The organism is Clostridium novyi NT, assembly GCF_000014125.1.
In the GTDB taxonomy this organism is placed as follows: Bacteria; Bacillota; Clostridia; order Clostridiales; family Clostridiaceae; genus Clostridium_H; species Clostridium_H novyi.
On sequence record NC_008593.1, the window covers coordinates 101,994 to 120,465 of the forward strand.

The 18,472-nt window shown below is 30.1% G+C and carries 21 protein-coding genes; 15 read left to right on the plus strand and 6 right to left on the minus strand.

Annotation, left to right across the window (positions count from 1 at the left end):
- Positions 1–71 precede the first annotated feature (71 nt).
- The 7 genes from NT01CX_RS00565 (at position 72) to NT01CX_RS00595 (ending at position 8,214) form a co-directional block, all read left to right on the plus strand.
- Positions 72–1,268 carry a phospholipase C gene (locus tag NT01CX_RS00565; RefSeq protein WP_011721097.1) on the plus strand — a complete coding sequence of 399 codons (1,197 nt, stop codon included), beginning with the start codon at positions 72–74 and terminating at the stop codon, positions 1,266–1,268.
- 142 nt (positions 1,269–1,410) lie between these two features.
- Complete coding sequence (locus NT01CX_RS00570) at positions 1,411–2,370, plus strand: D-2-hydroxyacid dehydrogenase (RefSeq protein WP_011721098.1); 960 nt, start codon at positions 1,411–1,413, stop codon at positions 2,368–2,370.
- A complete protein-coding gene (locus NT01CX_RS00575) occupies positions 2,371–2,559 on the plus strand; it encodes a hypothetical protein (RefSeq protein ID WP_011721099.1) in 189 nt (62 codons plus the stop codon). It begins immediately after the preceding gene.
- Between the two features lie 47 nt (positions 2,560–2,606).
- Positions 2,607–3,662, plus strand: a complete 1,056-nt coding sequence (locus NT01CX_RS00580; RefSeq protein ID WP_011721100.1) for a CdaR family transcriptional regulator — start codon at positions 2,607–2,609, stop codon at positions 3,660–3,662.
- A 111-nt stretch (positions 3,663–3,773) separates the two neighbouring features.
- Entirely contained in the window at positions 3,774–5,030 is a 1,257-nt protein-coding gene (locus NT01CX_RS00585; protein WP_039225766.1) for a GntP family permease, read from the plus strand.
- A 105-nt stretch (positions 5,031–5,135) separates the two neighbouring features.
- Positions 5,136–6,263: a glycerate kinase family protein gene (locus NT01CX_RS00590; protein ID WP_011721102.1), complete on the plus strand. Its 1,128-nt coding sequence runs from the start codon at positions 5,136–5,138 to the stop codon at positions 6,261–6,263.
- 175 nt (positions 6,264–6,438) lie between these two features.
- Positions 6,439–8,214: a sensor domain-containing protein gene (locus NT01CX_RS00595; protein WP_011721103.1), complete on the plus strand. Its 1,776-nt coding sequence runs from the start codon at positions 6,439–6,441 to the stop codon at positions 8,212–8,214.
- Between the two features lie 65 nt (positions 8,215–8,279).
- Here the strand turns inward: NT01CX_RS00595 and NT01CX_RS00600 are convergent, their stop codons facing one another.
- Genes NT01CX_RS00600 through NT01CX_RS00610 form a run of 3 tightly spaced genes read right to left on the minus strand, consistent with a single transcriptional unit; the run spans position 8,280 to position 9,379 of the window.
- Complete coding sequence (locus NT01CX_RS00600) at positions 8,280–8,852, minus strand: manganese catalase family protein (RefSeq protein WP_011721104.1); 573 nt, start codon at positions 8,850–8,852, stop codon at positions 8,280–8,282.
- Between the two features lie 21 nt (positions 8,853–8,873).
- Positions 8,874–9,152: a spore coat protein CotJB gene (locus NT01CX_RS00605; RefSeq protein ID WP_011721105.1), complete on the minus strand. Its 279-nt coding sequence runs from the start codon at positions 9,150–9,152 to the stop codon at positions 8,874–8,876.
- 2 nt (positions 9,153–9,154) lie between these two features.
- Positions 9,155–9,379, minus strand: a complete 225-nt coding sequence (locus tag NT01CX_RS00610; protein WP_011721106.1) for a spore coat associated protein CotJA — start codon at positions 9,377–9,379, stop codon at positions 9,155–9,157.
- 154 nt (positions 9,380–9,533) lie between these two features.
- Between NT01CX_RS00610 and NT01CX_RS00615 the strand changes: the two genes are divergently transcribed.
- From NT01CX_RS00615 to NT01CX_RS00625, 3 genes are read left to right on the plus strand one after another with little or no spacing between them, the layout of a single operon-like run.
- Complete coding sequence (locus NT01CX_RS00615; RefSeq protein ID WP_011721107.1) at positions 9,534–11,411, plus strand: DUF4396 domain-containing protein; 1,878 nt, start codon at positions 9,534–9,536, stop codon at positions 11,409–11,411.
- Between the two features lie 11 nt (positions 11,412–11,422).
- Positions 11,423–12,637, plus strand: coding sequence for a cell wall-binding repeat-containing protein (locus tag NT01CX_RS00620; protein ID WP_011721108.1), 1,215 nt, complete (start codon positions 11,423–11,425; stop codon positions 12,635–12,637).
- A gap of 3 nt (positions 12,638–12,640) precedes the next feature.
- Positions 12,641–13,213: a hypothetical protein gene (locus NT01CX_RS00625; RefSeq protein ID WP_011721109.1), complete on the plus strand. Its 573-nt coding sequence runs from the start codon at positions 12,641–12,643 to the stop codon at positions 13,211–13,213.
- 69 nt (positions 13,214–13,282) lie between these two features.
- Here the strand turns inward: NT01CX_RS00625 and NT01CX_RS00630 are convergent, their stop codons facing one another.
- Complete coding sequence (locus NT01CX_RS00630) at positions 13,283–13,525, minus strand: DUF1657 domain-containing protein (protein ID WP_011721110.1); 243 nt, start codon at positions 13,523–13,525, stop codon at positions 13,283–13,285.
- A gap of 139 nt (positions 13,526–13,664) precedes the next feature.
- Between NT01CX_RS00630 and NT01CX_RS00635 the strand changes: the two genes are divergently transcribed.
- From NT01CX_RS00635 to NT01CX_RS00655, 5 genes are all read left to right on the plus strand, one after another.
- Positions 13,665–13,892: a helix-turn-helix domain-containing protein gene (locus tag NT01CX_RS00635; protein WP_011721111.1), complete on the plus strand. Its 228-nt coding sequence runs from the start codon at positions 13,665–13,667 to the stop codon at positions 13,890–13,892.
- A gap of 254 nt (positions 13,893–14,146) precedes the next feature.
- On the plus strand, positions 14,147–14,509 hold the full coding sequence (locus NT01CX_RS00640; RefSeq protein WP_011721112.1) for a hypothetical protein: 363 nt from the start codon (positions 14,147–14,149) through the stop codon (positions 14,507–14,509).
- 53 nt (positions 14,510–14,562) lie between these two features.
- A complete protein-coding gene (locus NT01CX_RS00645; RefSeq protein ID WP_011721113.1) occupies positions 14,563–14,934 on the plus strand; it encodes a hypothetical protein in 372 nt (123 codons plus the stop codon).
- 136 nt (positions 14,935–15,070) lie between these two features.
- Positions 15,071–15,400: a hypothetical protein gene (locus tag NT01CX_RS00650; RefSeq protein WP_011721114.1), complete on the plus strand. Its 330-nt coding sequence runs from the start codon at positions 15,071–15,073 to the stop codon at positions 15,398–15,400.
- Positions 15,401–15,611: 211 nt separating this feature from the next.
- A complete protein-coding gene (locus NT01CX_RS00655) occupies positions 15,612–17,198 on the plus strand; it encodes a DEAD/DEAH box helicase (protein ID WP_011721115.1) in 1,587 nt (528 codons plus the stop codon).
- Between the two features lie 53 nt (positions 17,199–17,251).
- Here NT01CX_RS00655 and NT01CX_RS12380 read toward each other — a convergent pair whose 3' ends face one another.
- Both NT01CX_RS12380 and NT01CX_RS12385 read right to left on the minus strand, forming a co-directional pair.
- Positions 17,252–17,599 carry a hypothetical protein gene (locus NT01CX_RS12380; protein ID WP_011721116.1) on the minus strand — a complete coding sequence of 116 codons (348 nt, stop codon included), beginning with the start codon at positions 17,597–17,599 and terminating at the stop codon, positions 17,252–17,254.
- 38 nt (positions 17,600–17,637) lie between these two features.
- On the minus strand, positions 17,638–18,324 hold the full coding sequence (locus tag NT01CX_RS12385; protein ID WP_011721117.1) for an HD-GYP domain-containing protein: 687 nt from the start codon (positions 18,322–18,324) through the stop codon (positions 17,638–17,640).
- Between the last annotated feature and the right edge of the window lie 148 nt (positions 18,325–18,472).

Genomic DNA, 18,472 nt, shown 5'->3' on the forward strand with positions numbered 1-18,472 from the left:
ATTAAATATGAACAAAACGTTTTCAAAATAGAGATTTTTTTGTATACTATAAATGAGAGGGGGAGTAATATATGAAGAAAAAATTTTTAAAAGGTTTATGTTGTGCTTTTGTAATTTCAATCACATGTTTAGGAGCATCAAGTAAAGCGTATGGATGGGATGGTAAAAAAGATGGTACAGGAACTCATTCCATGATTGTAACACAAGCAGTTAAAGTGCTAGAAAATGATATGTCAAAGGATGAACCTGAAATTGTAAAGCAGAACTTTAAAATACTACAAGATAATATGCATAAATTTCAGTTAGGATCTACTTATCCTGATTATGATCCGAATGCGTACAAGCTATTCCAAGATCATTTTTGGGACCCCGATACAGATCATAATTTTTCAAAGGATAATTTGTGGTATCTTTCATATTCAATAAAAGATACAGCTGAATCACAAGTAAGAAAGTTTACAGCATTAGCTAGAAATGAATGGGAAAAAGGAAATTATGAAAAGGCAACATGGTATTTCGGACAAGCTATGCATTACTTTGGAGATTTAAATACTCCATATCATGCAGCAAATGTAACAGCAGTAGATAGTATAGGACACACTAAATATGAAGGATTTGCAGAAAAAAGAAAAGACCAATATAGAATTAATACAACAGGTATTAAAACAAATGAAGGCTTTTATGCTGATGCATTAAAAAATAGTAATTTTGATTCCTGGTCAAAAGAGTATTGTAAAGGTTGGGCAAAACAAGCTAAAAACTTATATTACAGTCATTCTACTATGAAACATACAAATGAAGATTGGGATTATTCAGCAAGTCACGCTTTAAAGAATGCACAAATGGGAACAGCAGGATGTATATATAGATTTTTATATGATGTATCTAAAGATTTATTACCAACAGAAAATCATAAAATTAATGGTTTAATGGTGGTTATAAAGACTGCAAATGAAATAGCAGCAGGTACTGATGATTATGTTTATTTTGGAATAGAAAGAAAAGATGGAACTGTTCAAGAATGGACATTAGACAATCCAGGAAATGATTTTGAAGCTAACCAAGAAGATACGTATATATTAAAAATAAAAAAACCAAGTATTAAGTTTAGTGATATAAATCGTATGTGGATTAGAAAAGCAAACTTTACTCCAGTTTCAGATGATTGGAAGGTAAAGGGTATAAAAGTTATTGCCGATGGTTCTGTTCAATATGAAAAACAAATAAATAAATGGATTCATGGAAATGAAAAATACTATATAAACTAATATATGAATTTTAAAGTACGATCTAAAAGCCTTATTCAATAATTTGCATTGAATAAGGCTTTTATTTAAATATATCTTATTATATTATAGTGTAATATAGTAAAATGTATTTAAGTAAAATATTCATAAGGGGCGGGTTAATATGTTAAAGATAGCTATATTAGATGCTAAAACATTGGGGAAAGATATTGATTTAAGAATTTTTAATGAATTTGGTGAAGTGGAGATTTATGATATTACTAAATCTAGTGAAGTGTTAGAGAGAATAAAAGATAAAGATATTATAATAGCAAATAAAATTCTTTTAAATGAGGATAATCTAAAAGAAGCACATAAACTAAAGCTTATTTGTATTTGTGCAACTGGTACTAACAATGTAGATTTAAATTATACAAATAAAAGAGGAATTGTGGTTACAAATGTTGCAGGATACTCTACGAGTAGCGTTGTGCAACATACATTCTCATGCTTATTTTATTTGCTTCAAAATCTAAGATATTATGATGAATACACTAAATCTGGACAGTATTCAAAAGAGGATACATTTACTCACTTTATGAAACCGTTTTGGGAAATCTCAGGCAAGACATGGGGCATAATAGGACTTGGGGAAATAGGAAGGAATGTAGCTAAGATAGCACAAAGCTTTGGGTGTAATGTAATCTATTATTCAACTTCTGGTAAAAATAACAACTCGTCATATAAAAGAAAGACTTTAGAGGAACTATTAAAAGAGAGCGATATAGTATCTATACATTGTCCATTAAATAAGGAGACAGAAAATCTTATATCAATGGAGCAACTAAAACAAATGAAAAAGTCAGCTATATTAATTAACGTTGGTAGGGGTAAAATAATTGATGAAAAAGCTCTTGCAGAGGCATTAGACAAAGAAGTGATTGGGGCTGCAGCACTGGATGTTATGGAAAGTGAGCCAATAGGTGAGGATAATCCACTTTTAAAGATTAAAAGTAAAGAAAAACTTCTTATAACGCCTCATATTGCATGGGCAAGTGTTGAAGCTAGAAAAAAATTAGTCAAAGAAATTAAGCTGAATATAAATGCTTTTTTAAATAATGAAAAAAGGAATGTGGTTAAATAAATGGAATTAAGAGTGTACTTAAAAGGACAAAAAGAACCTGTAATTTACAAGGGAGATAGAATTGATATTTTAGATTTTGAAATGGCAGGAATAAAGTATAAGCAAATAAGATACTTTAGAAAAGGGTTTAGCAAAAGTGAACTTATAGAGAATGACATAATAAAGAAGATATTAGAAGATAAAAAATAAGGAAATTAAAGATTGTGGCAACTTTTGTGAGGTAAGGGGGAAGATTTGTGATAAAACTTACAGAGCAAATGGCTCAAAGTATAGTGGATAGAATGATGAATGTTATTCCTTACAACGTAAATATAATGAATAATGAAGGCGTTATTATTGGAAGTGGTGACAAGAAGAGAATAGGACAATTACACGAAGGTGCAGTAGATGCGATTTCTAGAAACAAGCTTAATTTAATATATAAGGATGGTGTGGGAGCAAAACCAGGAGTGAATATGCCCATTCACTTTAATGATACACTAATGGGGGTTATAGGCATTAGTGGAGATCCTAAAGAAGTTATTTCTTTTGCAGCCATTGTGAAGGCAACTTCAGAGTTATTAATAAAACAGGAGTATATATTTAACGAAAGAAGAGTACGAGAACAAATAGAGGAAGAGTTTTTATATCAATGGTCATATTTAAATAATGAATATGATGAGAGCTTCTTTCAAAGAGCAGATGTCCTTGGAATAAATCTAAATATAGATAGGGTTGCAGTTGTTATAAAAGGTGAGGATAAGAAAAACATAGTAAATACAATAAAAAAATATATATATGATTGTGAGTATGTAATAAGATTTGATGCGGAAGATGTTCTTATTTTTATGAAGTATGACAATAAAATATATAAAAGAGTTAGCAATATATATTATCAGCTAAATGAAAAAGTAAAAATCGGAATTGGATTACATGAAAAAATAATGACTAAGTCAGTGGAACAAGCATCAAGAGCTATAGAAATAAATGATAAATTAGCATTAGGATATAGTTTATGCAAGTATAGTGATGTAAAGTTTTTTGATGTTATATCAAATAACATTAAAGAAAAAAGTATTGAAACATTAGTGGATAAGATTACAGAAATAAATAAATTTGAATTAATAGATACTTTAATAACATATATAGTGTTTAATTGTGATGTTAAGAATGTTTCGGAAAAGCTTCATATCCACAGAAATAGTTTAAATTATAGATTGAAAAAAATATATGATATTACAGGAAAGAACCCAAAAGATATTATGGATTTATTGGAACTTTTAGTGGCTTGTGTTTTATATAAACTAAAATAGTATATTGTGCATTTGAACAATATATAATATGAAAAAATTGGACAATAAGACAATGTATTTATAAATTAAAGGAAGTATAATAACCCTATACAAAATATCATGAATGGGGGAATGATTATGCAAGTTACTGCTTTAGGAGCAATTGTAGGATTGGTTTTATCAATTGTATTAATCATAAGAAAAGTTCACCCTGCTTATGGACTTATACTAGGAGCAATTGTAGGAGGTCTTATAGGTGGTGCTGGACTTGCTGGAACCGTTACCTTGATGATAGGCGGTGCCAAAGGAATAATGCCTGCTATACTAAGAATATTAACAGCAGGAGTTTTAGCTGGAGTGCTTATTGAATCAGGTGCAGCTGCTAAGATAGCTGAGAGTATAGTGGACAAACTAGGAGAATCTAATTCTCTTATTGCACTAGCATTAGCAACTTTAGTGTTAACAGCAGTAGGAGTATTTGTAGACGTATCAGTTATAACAGTAGCGCCAATTGCACTTGCAATTGCCAAAAGAGCAAATTTAACTAAAACATCAATACTTATTGCTATGATAGGTGGAGGAAAGGCCGGAAATATTATGTCACCTAATCCAAATGCTATTGCAGCTTCAGATGCTTTTAAGATACCGTTAACATCTGTTATGGGCGCAGGAATTATACCTGCAATAGTTGGTGTTGTAGTTACATGCATAGTAGCTAAAAAATTATCTAACAAAGGATCTTATGTAAAAGATCATGAAATTGAAGAAAATACCGAAGAAAAGCCTAGTTTTCTTGGTGCAATTGTAGGACCACTTGTAGCTATTATACTATTGGCTTTAAGACCAATATGTAATATAAGTGTTGATCCTCTCATTGCATTACCTGTTGGGGGAGTAATAGGTGCATTGTGCATGGGAAAAATTAAAAACATAAATAAATATGCTTCATCAGGTCTTGCTAAAATGAGTGGAGTTGCAATCTTATTACTAGGAACAGGAACAATTGCAGGAATAATATCAAATTCAGCATTAAAAGATGTAATCATACATGGAATTAGTTCTTTAGGTCTTCCAGCATTTTTACTTGCACCAATAGCAGGTATATTAATGGGTGGTGCAACTGCATCCACAACTTCTGGAACTGCTGTTGCAAGTCAAGTATTTGGAGAGACAATATTACAACTTGGAATAAAACCATTAGCTGGAGCGGCTATGATTCATTCAGGAGCAACTGTATTAGATCATTTACCACACGGAAGTTTCTTCCACTCAACTGGTGGTAGTGTTTATATGGATATGAAAGAAAGATTAAAACTTATACCATATGAATCATTAATAGGATTAACAATGACAATAATATCAACAATAATATTTGGAATCATAATGTAATTAACTTAAATAAATTGCCTGAAGATTAATAAATCCTCAGGCAATTTTTAAAAAAATCTATAGGTGGTTAATATAAATAGAACACTAAAGGAAGGGATAAATAATATGAAATTTGTTTTAGCGCCAGATTCTTTTAAAGAAAGTATGACAGCAAAAGAAGCAGCAGAAGCTATGGAAAGAGGAATAAAAAAAGCTATACCTGATGCTGAGTGTATAAAAGTTCCTATGGCAGATGGTGGAGAAGGAACTGTTCAATCTTTAGTAGATGCAACGGATGGAGAAATCATTGAGGTAGAAGTAACAGGACCTGATTGTAATAAAGTAAAGGCTGTTTATGGAATTTTAGGAGATGGAAAGACGGCTGTAATTGAAATGGCAAGTGCAAGTGGAATTCATCTTGTAAAAAAAGAAAAAAGAAATCCATTATATACAACAACTTATGGAACTGGTGAATTAATAAAATCCGCATTAAATAGAGGAGTTAAAAATATACTTATAGGGATAGGGGGAAGTGCCACTAATGATGGTGGTGCAGGAATGCTCGAAGCACTAGGAGCTAAGTTTTACGATAAGTACGGAGATGAACTAGCATTTGGTGGTGGTGCCCTTGAAAAGCTTGAAAAAATTGACCTATCTAACTTTGATGAAAGAGTAAAAGATGTAAATATTGAAGTTGCATGTGATGTTAATAATCCACTAACGGGAGAAAATGGAGCCTCTTATATATTTGGACCACAAAAGGGTGCTACGGAAGATATGGTAAAAGATCTTGATAATTCATTAAAAAATTATGCAAAAGTTATAAAAGAGCAATTAGGTTGTGATGTTGAAAATGTACCAGGAGCAGGAGCAGCCGGTGGACTTGGAGCAGGACTTATGGCATTTTTAGATGCTGATTTAAGAAAGGGAGTAGAACTTGTAATAAAGTATACTAAGCTTGAAGAAAAGATAAAGGGTGCTGATTATGTGTTTACAGGAGAAGGAAGTGTAGACTCTCAAACAGTATTTGGAAAAACTCCTTTTGGAGTATCTACGGTAGCTAAAAAATATAACATTCCTACCATTGCTTTTGCAGGAAGAATCGGTGATGGTGTAGAAGAATTATATAAGCATGGAATAAATTCTATTGTTGGAATACTTCAAGGAGTTACTAATTTGGATGAAGCACTAAGAAGTGGGAGTAAAAATATACAAAAAACTTCTGAAAACATAGCACGAATATTAAATATATAGTCATTAAGGGAGCCTTTAGATGAAATAAGAAATCATTTAGAGGCTTTTTTATAAATTTTACATACATTATAAAGCAATTTAAGGAAATTATAAGTAAAAATCGTAAAAACATGATATAATTATATATAAATTCGACAAAATGTTAGGAGTTTTGGTAAAATTATGGAGGTGAGTTATGAGAAAAGATAATCAGCAAGTTAATAATTCGGACAATAAATCTATTTTGCAGAATTCTCATGATGTATCCAGTTCATATAAAAGAAATGATTGCCCGCTTGAATATTCTATATTTTCTGAAATTATAGACAGCTCTAAAGAAGGAATAATGATATTAGATGAAAGTTTAACGGTATTATATGCTAATTATACGCTTTTGAAGATTTGTGAGAGAAATGTAGAGGAAGTTATAAATGAGAGAATATATAATATAAATAAGATAAAAGTAGAGTTCTATAAAAATATAGTTATGAATATTAAACAAAATAAAATTTGGACTGGTGAATTAGAATATAGATCTAAATCCGGTAGGATGTATTCTCTATCTATTTTAGGGAAAAGCATAATCAGTCAAAGAGATCTACAAACATATTATATTGTAATATTTGAGGATGTAACAAAACTTAAAGAGAGTGAAAGAGATATAAATTATCTTAAAAAATATGATATACTTACACAATTGCCACAAAAGGAACTGTTTGTTAAGAATTTAAAAGATGAGATAATTAGATTAGAGGGAACAGGAAAATTAGTAGGGGTTGTCACTTTAGGATTAGATGATTTTAAATTTATAAATGAGGCCATGGGACATTTATCTGGTGATAGGTTATTAAGAGATGTGACAAGAAGATTAAAAACATTAGATAAAAAGTGCTTTTTAGCGAGAATAACTGGAGATGAATTTGGAATAATTTTAACTGAGTGTGAAGACATTAAGGATATAGAGAATAGGATTAATCATATTCAACAGTTGTTCTGTAAAGCATTTGTTATAAATGATCAAGAAGTTTTTGTAACTGCTAGTATAGGGATTAGCATTTATCCTTTGGATGCACTTAATGCAAATGAGTTGATTATGAATGCTACATCAGCTCAAAATTTTGTTAAGAAAAATGGTAAGAATGATTATAAAATATATTCTAAAGATATTAGTAAAAATGCTTATAAGAGAATAGAAATGATTGCGCTTTTAAAGCACGCTGTAGAAAACAATCAATTTGTATTACATTATCAACCACAGGTAAGTCTTGAATCAGGAAGTGTTATGGGAGTGGAGGCTTTAATAAGGTGGAATCATCCTAAGCTTGGACTAGTATATCCTGATAAGTTTATACCACTTGCAGAGAAAACAGGATTAATTATACCTATGGGAGAATGGGTAATACGAGAGGCTTGTAGACAAAATAAAATATGGCATGATAGTGGATTTGAAGAGTTAGTTGTTTCCGTAAATTTATCTGCACTTCAATTTGAAAAGGAAGATTTGGTAGATGTAATAGTAGATGCACTAAAAACTTCTGGATTAGATCCAAAATTTTTAGAGGTTGAGATAACTGAAGGAATTCTTATGGTGAATACTGATAAGGCAATACAAACTTTAAATGATCTTAAAGAGATAGGAGTAAAAATTGCTATAGATGATTTTGGAACAGGGTATTCTTCTTTGAGTTATCTTAAAGAATTTCCTATTGATAGATTAAAGATAGATAGATCTTTTATTATGGGTATACCTAAAGAAGATAATGGTGCCATTGCAAATATAATTATTGAGCTTGCTAAAAGTTTACATTTGAATGTGGTAGCAGAGGGAACTGAAACATTAGATCATATAAAGTTTTTAAAAGTTAGAAAATGTGATACAATACAAGGATATTATTTTAGTAAGCCTGTATCTGGAGAAGGATTTACTGAAATTTTAAGGGATAATAAAAAACTTTATAGTAATAGTATATAATAAAACTTTAGAACATATAGTAAAATGAGGAAAAAACCTGTTGCATTTTTGCAACAGGTTTTTTATTAATAAATCTTTTTTCTATCCATAGAGTCTTGAACACTTTCAAGAGCTTCACCAAAACGTTGATAGTGTACAATTTCTCTTGCCCATAAAAATTTAAGAATATCTTTAATGTCAGGATCATCAGCTAGAGCAATAAGATGTTCGTATGTTACTTTGGCTTTCTGTTCTGCAGCTAGGTCTTCGTTTAAGTTTGCTATAGGATCTCCAATTGCTTGGAAATATGCAGAAGAAAATGGAACGCCGTTTGCATCTACTGGGAATACATCAATACCGTGCTGAGTATAATATCCTTCAAGGCCTGCTTTTTTAATTTCATCTATGCTTGCACCATCTACTAATTGATGTACCATTGCAGAGATTATTTCTACGTGAGCTAATTCTTCTGTACCTATATCAGTAAGGAGTCCTTTGGTTTTGCCGCAGGGCATTGCATATCTTTGACTTAAGTATCTAAGAGCTGCAGAAAGTTCTCCATCAGGACCCCCAAATTGAGTTATTAAAAATTTAGCCATTCTAAGATCTTTTCTTTTTAGATTAACCGGATATTCTAACTTCTTTTCATATATCCACATTTAGTATATCTCCCCTTTAAATTATTTTGAAGATTTTTCCCAAGGCCAAGGTTCATCAACCCATGCCCAAGGAGAACTACTTTGATCATATCCAAAGTTAGTTAAAGGTCCGAAGTTAACTTCATAAATTTTTTTAAGTTTATTTGCATTTCGGGATATTTCATTAAATGCTTCTAATGCATCTGCATTGTCAGGATGAGTATCTAAGAATAAATTTAAATCAACAGTAGCAAATTCTAGTTCTTGAATTTTTCTCATTAAATCTTCGCGAGATAGGGTATTGTAAGAAAATTGATCCATAATTACTTCCTCCTATTATCAAATTGTCCTATTGGTGGTGGGTAAGCTGCATATAGGTTAGGAAATACTGTTCCTTTATACATAGCTTCATCCACTGGGAATATACCTACGAATGGTTGAGGTTGAAAGTAAATTCTTGCTAGGTCCATTTCCCATTTTGGTTGCATAGCATTTCTAGTGTTTAACATATATATTGGATTCATATATGGCATGAAGTTTTGATACATATTGTCACCTCTTTTAATGAAATTACAATATCAGTATATTAATTAAAATTCGAAGTGTGAAAATCTTTTGGGATTATACATTAAAAAATATTGAAATGCGCATATTAAATATAGACTAATGTTATGTAAGACTACTTAATGTAGGAGGGTAAGTATGAAAAAGGTATCTGTTATTTTGGCTAGTATATTGTGCTTTATATTATTACTAGGACCTTTAAGTATTTTGAGAGGATTACTTTATCCATCAGTATATAAAAATCAATATAATAGGGTTCATTTAAATACATCAAATACAACAAGAGTTCTAGGGGAAACTTCAGAGGATATAGGAGCTGAAGTGTCAAAAATTCTATATCCAGCGGGATTTAAAGAAAGTAACTTAGGTTCAATAATATTATTACAATCAGATAATTGGCAAGATGCACTTGCACTTATGCCTATGATTAGAAAGTACAATGGGGTTTTAATGAATGTAGGAAATAGTGTATCTAAACAGGCTTATGATTATATAAATGCATCATTACCTAAGGGTGCAGGTGATATAAATAGAACTCAGTTATTTGTATTTGGAAAGAATATAGAAAATATAAAAACTCAATTAAAAAATATTAATTTAAAATCTACATATTTATCATATAAAACAACAGATGAGCTTCAAAAATATATTTATGGAATGCCTAATGTGTTAAATGATGAGAAATATGCCTTTTTAGTTAAGGAGGATAATCCCTTAGCATCAATTCCATCTGCTACATGGATTGCAAAGGAAGGCGGAGTGTTACTTTATGCTGATAAAGATAATAAATTATATGAATCATCAAAGGAAATTTTAAAAAGTCAAAATATCAAAAATGTTTATGTATTAGCAGATAAAACTCTTGATGGAGATGGTATTTTAAAACCATTTAAAGTAAAGGTAAACAGACTTGTAGCTTTTAATCCTGAATCATTTGCTGTTAAGTTTGCAAGATTTAATGATGAAAAGAATTCAGTAGGATGGGCATCAGATAGAAAGAGAAATAATGAGGGACATAATTACATATTATGTTCAAAATCTAATCCCATGATGGCGGTTGTTGCGTCACAATTAGCAACTAGGGGAAGAACAGGACCACTTTTATGGACTGAAAGTAAAGGGTTATCACCTATAACTGAAAATTACCTTTGGAGAATGAAGCCAAACTACTGGGTTGGCGGTGCAGAAGGTCCATACAATAATGTTTGGATAATAGGAAACAACAACATTTTAGATTATGGAATACAAGGTACAGTGGATTACTCTCAGGGAATTAATTCTTATGAAATGATGGGACATGGAGGCGTAAGTGGAATTGAAGCTTTATGTATAGTTTCTATTTTAATATCTGTACTTGGAGCCATATGGACTGCCCTACATCTATCTTTAAGGATGAGAAGATTATCTCCATTAGTTAAGCTTATGTGGATACTAACAGTGTTACTACTTGGAGCTTTAGGACTATGGATATATATAATATCTTATGTAGATTCTCCATGGATGAATGTAAACAATAAAGTTATATGTATGAGACCTGTGTGGAAACAAGTTTTAGTTGTCACTGTAATGAGTTTGTCTTTTGGTGGGGCAGCTATTATAGCAATACAATATATTATGACAAAAATAGGATTACCAATGGCTATATTCCCAGAAAAATCAGGAATGTACCTTCTGGGAAATCCAATAATAATTCTTATGATAGTTTCGTATATACTTTCGTTTATTTTAAGTGTATATTTCTTTGTCCCAGACTTATTTATAGAAATAAAAAATATATCATATACACATGCTAAAAAAGAAGCTTTTGTACCAGTTGTTGTTTCTATAACTTCAATATTTATAGGAATAGCTTTAAGCATGTGGTGGCTAAGTGTTGTGTATGCTCCAAGAATACCAGAAGAAGACTATATACTTTGGTGGGGCTTTATGCATCTATCAGTAGTAATAGGTGGAATTATATCATATATACCTAATTGGCTTTTAGTGAAATTCGGTAAAGAACTTGGTGTTGTATAAGGGGTGATACTATGATAACAAAGGAAAATTTAGATAAAAAGTTTAAGACTGCTTTAATAATAGAAATTATATTAGCTCTTATTTTCATATACTTTATGTTTATTTATAAACCACATTATTCTAATAAATTTAAAGAAGACAAATTTAATGTGCAAAAACCTATTGTAACAAGAAATACAACTAGGGTTTACGGAAAGGATTTTTACGAGACAGCAGTTGCTATATCTCAATTAAATTATCCGGCAACAGTCAATGATGATAGACCAAACGGCATTATTCTTGTAAGGGGAGATAAAAAAGAAGAAGCAATATTATCAGCAAGACTTATGCACGATCCTATAAATGCACCTATTTTATATATAGATAAAGACATAGTGCCAAATGTTACAATGGATGAGATAAAAAGATTAAATCCAAAGGGCATTAGAGTTGATAGAAATAAGAAAATAATTTTAATTGGTGATGTGGGAGAGGGAATAGAAGAACAGCTAAATAAAAATAATTTAAACTTTAGACATATAACAGGAAAAGATATATTTGAACTTGGAAAAAATATTGATGATTATTGTGCAACAATCAAAGGAAATCACAGGGATATAGTAATGACGGTTCCTGTTGATATGGCGGATTTTGCATTAGCAGAAACAGCTTGGTCTTCATATTCAGGAGATCCAATATTATTTATAAATAGAAATGATGTTCCAAAGCCAACTAGTGAGGCTCTTGGATTAAGACATGGTGGTTCATATATTTATCTAATGGGTAATGAAAAGTTAATTTCAAAAGGTGTTAAGGATGAACTTTTAAAGAGAGGCTACATTCAAAATATTCCTTTAGAAAACAGTGTGTATTCTCAATCTGTGGGCTTTGCATCATTTAGAGATATAGGAAAGAATTCCGCTTGGTGGATAAATAAAAATCCTAGACATTTTGGATGGGGAATAGCGGAAGCAGGACATAACTTTATTTTTGCAAATCCAAATGAATGGCAAAGTACAATTGCAGCGGCAGGATTAAGTTACAAAGGGAAGTTTGGACCTATGATATTAGTTGAAAAAGATAAAATATCAGAGGAAGTAACTAAATATTTAGAAACAGTAAAGCCTATGAAAACATCTGCCAAAGGACAAATATATAATCATGGGTGGATAATCGGAAGTGAAAATGAAATAATGCCAAGTATTCAATGGCAATTAGATAAGTGGCTAGATTATGGGGAGGTGTAATTTATGATTAACAATAATAAAGATATGAGAAGACGTAAAAATGAAATAGAAAAAGAAAATCAACTACAACAACAAATGAAGCAACGACTAGAAAACCTCCCACGTTTCGGATATAAGACAGTTAGATATTTTAGGGATAAAGCTACTATGCAAAAGGCAATAGATGATTTAATGAACAATAATATAATGAACTTAAATAGTAAAACACTTACGGAAAATTATATACAAGAAATTTATGATATGCATATATTCACATTTAAAGAAGGTATATATATACTGACAGCTACTATTGTAGGTGGATTTTTGGGAATGTTTATTTCTATATTTCATTCAAGAAGCAAAATAGCATTGCCAATATTTAATTCTGTATCTGCTGGAGGAACTGGCGTTAGTATAATTTTAGGATGTGGAATTGGAGCTACATTGTTTGCATTTTTTGTAGCAATACTAATGTTATATAGACCTATAAAGACAGTAAAGCCAGGATATTGTATGTTAACCATATATGGCAGTATAGAAGACAAACAAAATATAGAAAATTACTTAAAAAAATATGATCCAATAGAATTACAATAAATTAATAAAAGCTGTTGATTTTATCTTTAATCAACAGCTTTTATTAATTATAAATAAGTATAGAGTCAATTAATTATTTTCTAAATCTTGCACAGGGGTTTTAGGTTTTGAAGATTGATATGAAGGTTCCTCACTCATAACAAAATTTATTCTACTTTGAAATGTGTTTATTGATTGATTTAAACTATCAGCTATTTGAGTATACATTTGCTTTGCGTTTGGATCTTGAGTATCTAATGAAAATGTTAAGAAGTTAGATTCTGCACTTTTTAAAAGAGCCATAGTTTGATTTAGTTTATTTATTACAGTCATGCATATACCTCCTAATACGATAAATATATATTAATAGTATTTATTAATTAACAAATATATATGCTATTAAAATGCTACTTCTTTATATTTAAAAGTAGTATAATTGTAATAGGAATAACTTTATAGGGGGGTCTTTTTAATGTTAAATGGTAGAAAGATCAGAGAGTTTAGATTAAATTTAGGGTATACAGCTAAGGATATAGAAAGTCTTACGAAAAATCCTAAGTATGAAACTTCTATTTCAAAATCCTATTTAGAAGAATTGGAAAGAGGGGATAAGAAGAATCCAAGTTTTCGAAAAGTAGTTGTTCTAGCAAGTATTTTAAGGTGTAAAATAGATGATTTAGTAGTAAATTCGGATATATAACTATAAGTTTAAAAGCTATAGCGTGGAGCTATAGCTTATTTTTATTTAAAAAAATTTAGAATAAGTAACAAAATACATTAATTTACATAATATGAAATTAGGATAGCTAGTCCAAAGGATTTATTTATCCTACAAGTAACAATGTTATTAACAAAAATTTCGATTTATTAATTTACATTAGAATAGAAAATGATGAATGAAAGAAGAGAAATAGGATAGCTATTAGAAAATTTAATTAGTGAGGGGAAAAAGAAATGGATGAACTATGTTTAGTATCTCATTTATGTAAGTATATTGGACAAACAGTAACTATATTTACTGAAAGTGGTGGACAATCAGGAAGAGGATTTACAGGTATATTATTAACAGTTAATAATTGTTATGTAAGACTTACAACACAAGTAGGCCCAGCACCAGGATGCGCTCTTGGAAATTGCTGTTCTGGATTTGGTGGACCAAGAAATGGTGAAGAAGATATCTGTAAGGAAGGCAAAGATAACAATAATAACAATTATCATCATCACAACCAAAGATTTAGTTGTCATGGAAACACTGTTGGTTCTGTAACAGATATTCCTATCTGCAAAATAGTATCATTTGTTCATAACGCTCTTTAATTGAAGCTTAAACAAATTTTATTTTAATCTATTATTATTAAGGAGTGATATTAATGTGTGATATTAGTTTTGCAAAGCATATGTGTAAAAATATAGGGGAAACAGTAACTATATTTACTGAAAGTGGTGGACAATCAGGAAGAGGATTTACAGGTATATTACTAGATGTAAATAAATGTTATGTCAGACTTACAACACATGTAGGACCAGCGCCAGCATGTGCACTTGGAAATTGTTGTTCTCATAGAGATTCAATGGAATCACCATATGATAATGGTTATGGTGGCTATGGAGAATGTGATAGAGACGACTATGGTATGGATGGAAATGGAGTAATACGTTGTGATGCAAGAGATGTAGGATCAATTTCAGATATTCCTCTTTGCAAAATAGTAGCATTTGTTCACAATTCATTGAACAACTAATTTAAAAATATAGTATTTTATTTGACACCAATGTTTATTGGTGTCAAATTTTTATATCATAAAAAAGTATAAAAATTCATAAATATAAATTACAAATATAAGTTTATTATTATAAGTTTTTAGGAAGTGATATATTATGAATAAAGACAAAACAGTTAAAATAAAAAATAGTGTAGACAAAAATATGAAACTATCGTCGCATTTTTCAAAGTACATAGGACAAACGGTAACTATATTTGTGACAACTGGAGGGGGAGGCGGACTAGGATTTACTGGAGTTGTTTTAAGTGTAAATAGATGTTTTTTAAGGCTTATAACTAGAGTCGGTTCTGCACCAGAGTGTCCGGTTGGTAATGGATGTTCTTTTCCTGTGAAAAATGATTATAAAACGGTGTGTAATAATCTAGGAACTATTACAGACATTCCAATTGATAAAATAGTAGCTTTTACTCATAATGTGTTATAAAATTAAAATCTCTTAAGATTGTTTAAAACTTTTAAACAATCTTTTTTTTATAAAAAAATTATAAATATTTTATTAAACTGAAAAACTTATAATACGACAAATTAATTTTATATTTCAACAATTAGGAATATAATTTATTGCATATTGAACATAATACATATATAATGGTTAGGTTAATGAAATAAAAACGAACATTTGGAAGGAAGTTAATATGGAAAAAATTAAGTTTGAAAATTTACCAATATCAGATGAAATAAAAAGTGCAATTGCGGATATGGGATTTGAAGAACCTTCTCCAATTCAAGAAAAGGCAATTCCTTTTATATTAAGTGGAAAAGATATAATAGGGCAAGCACAAACAGGAACAGGAAAGACAGCAGCTTTTGGAATACCGGCTTTAGATACTATAGATCTTAATAATAGAAATTTACAAATCATGGTACTATGTCCTACAAGAGAATTAGCAATACAAGCAACTCAAGAAATTACAAAGCTTGGAAAATATAAAAAAGGATTAAATGTCCTTGCTATATATGGAGGGCAACCAATAGATCGTCAAATAAAAGCTCTAAAAAGAGGAGTTCAAATAGTAATAGGAACACCAGGACGAGTTATAGATCATATAAATCGTAAAACTCTAAAAACTGACAATATAAAAATGGTAGTTCTAGATGAAGCAGATGAAATGCTAGACATGGGATTTAGAGACGATATAGAAACAATAATCCAATCTGTACCAGAAAACAGACAAACTATACTATTCTCGGCTACAATGCCTAAGGCTATAGTTGAATTAAGTAAGAAATATCAAACTAAAGCTGAATTCATAAAAGTTGTTCATAGACAATTAACAGTCCCTAATATAGAACAAAGATATATAGAAGTTAAAGAAAACTTTAAAATCGAAGTATTATCAAGATTAATAGATATGAGAAATCCTAAATTATCAGTAATCTTCTGTAATACAAAGAAAAGAGTTGATGAAGTAGTATCTGAACTTCAATCAAGAGGATATTTTGCTGAAGGACTTCATGGTGATATGAAGCAACCTCAAAGAGACCGTGTAATGAGCAAGTTTAGAAATGGTACTATTGAAATCTTAGTTGCAACAGACGTAGCGGCAAGAGGTATAGATGTTGATGATGTAGAAGCAGTATTTAACTACGATTTACCTCAAGATGAAGAGTATTATGTTCACAGAATAGGAAGAACAGGAAGAGCGGGAAGGTCAGGAATAGCATTTACTTTTGTTGCAGGAAAAGCAATGCGTAAGCTAAGAGATATAGAAAGATACACGAAAACAAAAATTAAACGTGCGGAAATTCCATCAGCTAATGATGTAGAAGAATTTAAAGCTAATACTTTCTTAGAAAAAGTTAAAAATACTATAGAAGATGGACATTTAGGAAAATATATAGATTATATAGAAAACTTACTTGATGAAGATTTTGCTACTATAGATATAGCTTCAGCTTTACTTAAAATGGCTTTAGGTGAAGAAAAGAAAGAAGAGGTTATAGAAATTCAAGAAGAAATCGGAGAAACTGGTGCAGAACCTGGAATGGTTAGACTATTTATAAATATAGGACGTAATCATAAAATCCAAGCTAGAGACGTAATTGGTGCAATTGCTGGAGAAACTGGAATACCAGGAAAAGTAATAGGTAAAATCGATATATATGAGAAATTTACTTTTGTTGAAGTGCCAAGAGAAAATGCTAGAGAAGTATTAGGAATAATGAAGAATAATACAATAAAGGGCAAAAAGATAAATATAGAACCTGCTAACGCAAGATAGAGGTTGAAAATAAACCATAAGTTACATTAAGGACTTATGGTTTATTTTATTTATTATATATCATTTACTGTATCCACGATAAACACAGTGTTTTCTTGAGAAAGGTCCAAAGTTATAGGATTATCTAGTTTACAATTATTTTTATCAAAAATTATATTAACTACAGGTCTTAAAGGAAGTGAGGCATTTTGTTTTAATACTATTGCTGAATCTCCTGTATTTAATTTTACTATTGTGCCAGAAGGGTAAGCTGCTATATTTTTAACAAAAGCATCTACAAGTTTTTTATCAAAAATAGTCTGGCTCATAGCAATAAGATATTCTAATGCTTTATAAACTTCCATTTTTGTATAACCACTAAAGTCAGAAACTAAGTTATCAAAGGTATTACATATTGACACAATCTTAACCGTTTCATGAAGTTGTTCATCACTAAGTCCTAAAGGAAATCCTGTACATCGAAATGTTCATGGTGCATAAGTATAATTGCCTTTGATATGTAACTTATATCTTCTTTTTGATTTATAATTTCATATCCATCTATAGTATGGCTTTTAAAAATTTCAAATTCTTCTTTTGATAAATTACCATTTCTAAATCTTTCAACTATATCTTTAGGAGTTAAAAGTTTACCTATATCGTGTAATAAAGCTCCTATGGCCAGTTCTTTAAGACGATTTTCAGGGTATTTTAGATAAACCCCAAGTATTAAAGATAAAACGCATACATTTATTGAATGTTCATAAAGATATTTATCCTTAGATTTAATATCGCAAATATTAACCATTACGTCCTCACGAGATAATATAATATCAATTATATTATTAACTACAGTATAAATTTCTTTTGATGGGTAGCTTTGCTTAGAAATAAATTTAGTAAATTCACTTTTTAAAACTGCCTTAGTTTCTTCGCGAGTTTGTTCTGAAATAATTTCATCCATTTGAATATCTTTAGAAAATTCATCATCTATAAAAACAGAAAATAATCCTATATTAGTTAATCTCATTTTGTATCCAGGTTTTAATTTTGTGCCTTTAGAAAGTAGTAATCTACCAGAGGCATCATAAATTGGTTTTGCTAGTATTTGGCCATCTTTTATTTGTGAAATAGATATTTTTCTCATAGTTAAGGATTCTCCTTGTATAAAGTAAAATCATTATTAATAATAAAAACTACACATATATATTAATGATAACATACAATTTAGATAATAAAAATACAATAATTACTTTCTTGAGGTAAAATAGTATACAAATGTTAATTTGACAGGA

What these genes read in the sequence shown, in the direction of transcription:
- NT01CX_RS00565 (WP_011721097.1), top strand. Translation starts at nt 72, where the DNA reads ATGAAGAAAAAATTTTTAAAAGGTTTATGTTGTGCTTTTGTAATTTCA.
- NT01CX_RS00570 (WP_011721098.1), top strand. Translation starts at nt 1,411, where the DNA reads ATGTTAAAGATAGCTATATTAGATGCTAAAACATTGGGGAAAGATATT.
- NT01CX_RS00575 (WP_011721099.1), top strand. Translation starts at nt 2,371, where the DNA reads ATGGAATTAAGAGTGTACTTAAAAGGACAAAAAGAACCTGTAATTTAC.
- NT01CX_RS00585 (WP_039225766.1), top strand. Translation starts at nt 3,774, where the DNA reads ATGATTATGCAAGTTACTGCTTTAGGAGCAATTGTAGGATTGGTTTTA.
- NT01CX_RS00590 (WP_011721102.1), top strand. Translation starts at nt 5,136, where the DNA reads ATGAAATTTGTTTTAGCGCCAGATTCTTTTAAAGAAAGTATGACAGCA.
- NT01CX_RS00595 (WP_011721103.1), top strand. Translation starts at nt 6,439, where the DNA reads ATGAGAAAAGATAATCAGCAAGTTAATAATTCGGACAATAAATCTATT.
- NT01CX_RS00600 (WP_011721104.1), bottom strand. Translation starts at nt 8,852, where the DNA reads ATGTGGATATATGAAAAGAAGTTAGAATATCCGGTTAATCTAAAAAGA.
- NT01CX_RS00605 (WP_011721105.1), bottom strand. Translation starts at nt 9,152, where the DNA reads ATGGATCAATTTTCTTACAATACCCTATCTCGCGAAGATTTAATGAGA.
- NT01CX_RS00610 (WP_011721106.1), bottom strand. Translation starts at nt 9,379, where the DNA reads ATGTATCAAAACTTCATGCCATATATGAATCCAATATATATGTTAAAC.
- NT01CX_RS00615 (WP_011721107.1), top strand. Translation starts at nt 9,534, where the DNA reads ATGAAAAAGGTATCTGTTATTTTGGCTAGTATATTGTGCTTTATATTA.
- NT01CX_RS00620 (WP_011721108.1), top strand. Translation starts at nt 11,423, where the DNA reads ATGATAACAAAGGAAAATTTAGATAAAAAGTTTAAGACTGCTTTAATA.
- NT01CX_RS00625 (WP_011721109.1), top strand. Translation starts at nt 12,641, where the DNA reads ATGATTAACAATAATAAAGATATGAGAAGACGTAAAAATGAAATAGAA.
- NT01CX_RS00630 (WP_011721110.1), bottom strand. Translation starts at nt 13,525, where the DNA reads ATGACTGTAATAAATAAACTAAATCAAACTATGGCTCTTTTAAAAAGT.
- NT01CX_RS00635 (WP_011721111.1), top strand. Translation starts at nt 13,665, where the DNA reads ATGTTAAATGGTAGAAAGATCAGAGAGTTTAGATTAAATTTAGGGTAT.
- NT01CX_RS00640 (WP_011721112.1), top strand. Translation starts at nt 14,147, where the DNA reads ATGGATGAACTATGTTTAGTATCTCATTTATGTAAGTATATTGGACAA.
- NT01CX_RS00645 (WP_011721113.1), top strand. Translation starts at nt 14,563, where the DNA reads ATGTGTGATATTAGTTTTGCAAAGCATATGTGTAAAAATATAGGGGAA.
- NT01CX_RS00650 (WP_011721114.1), top strand. Translation starts at nt 15,071, where the DNA reads ATGAATAAAGACAAAACAGTTAAAATAAAAAATAGTGTAGACAAAAAT.
- NT01CX_RS00655 (WP_011721115.1), top strand. Translation starts at nt 15,612, where the DNA reads ATGGAAAAAATTAAGTTTGAAAATTTACCAATATCAGATGAAATAAAA.
- NT01CX_RS12385 (WP_011721117.1), bottom strand. Translation starts at nt 18,324, where the DNA reads ATGAGAAAAATATCTATTTCACAAATAAAAGATGGCCAAATACTAGCA.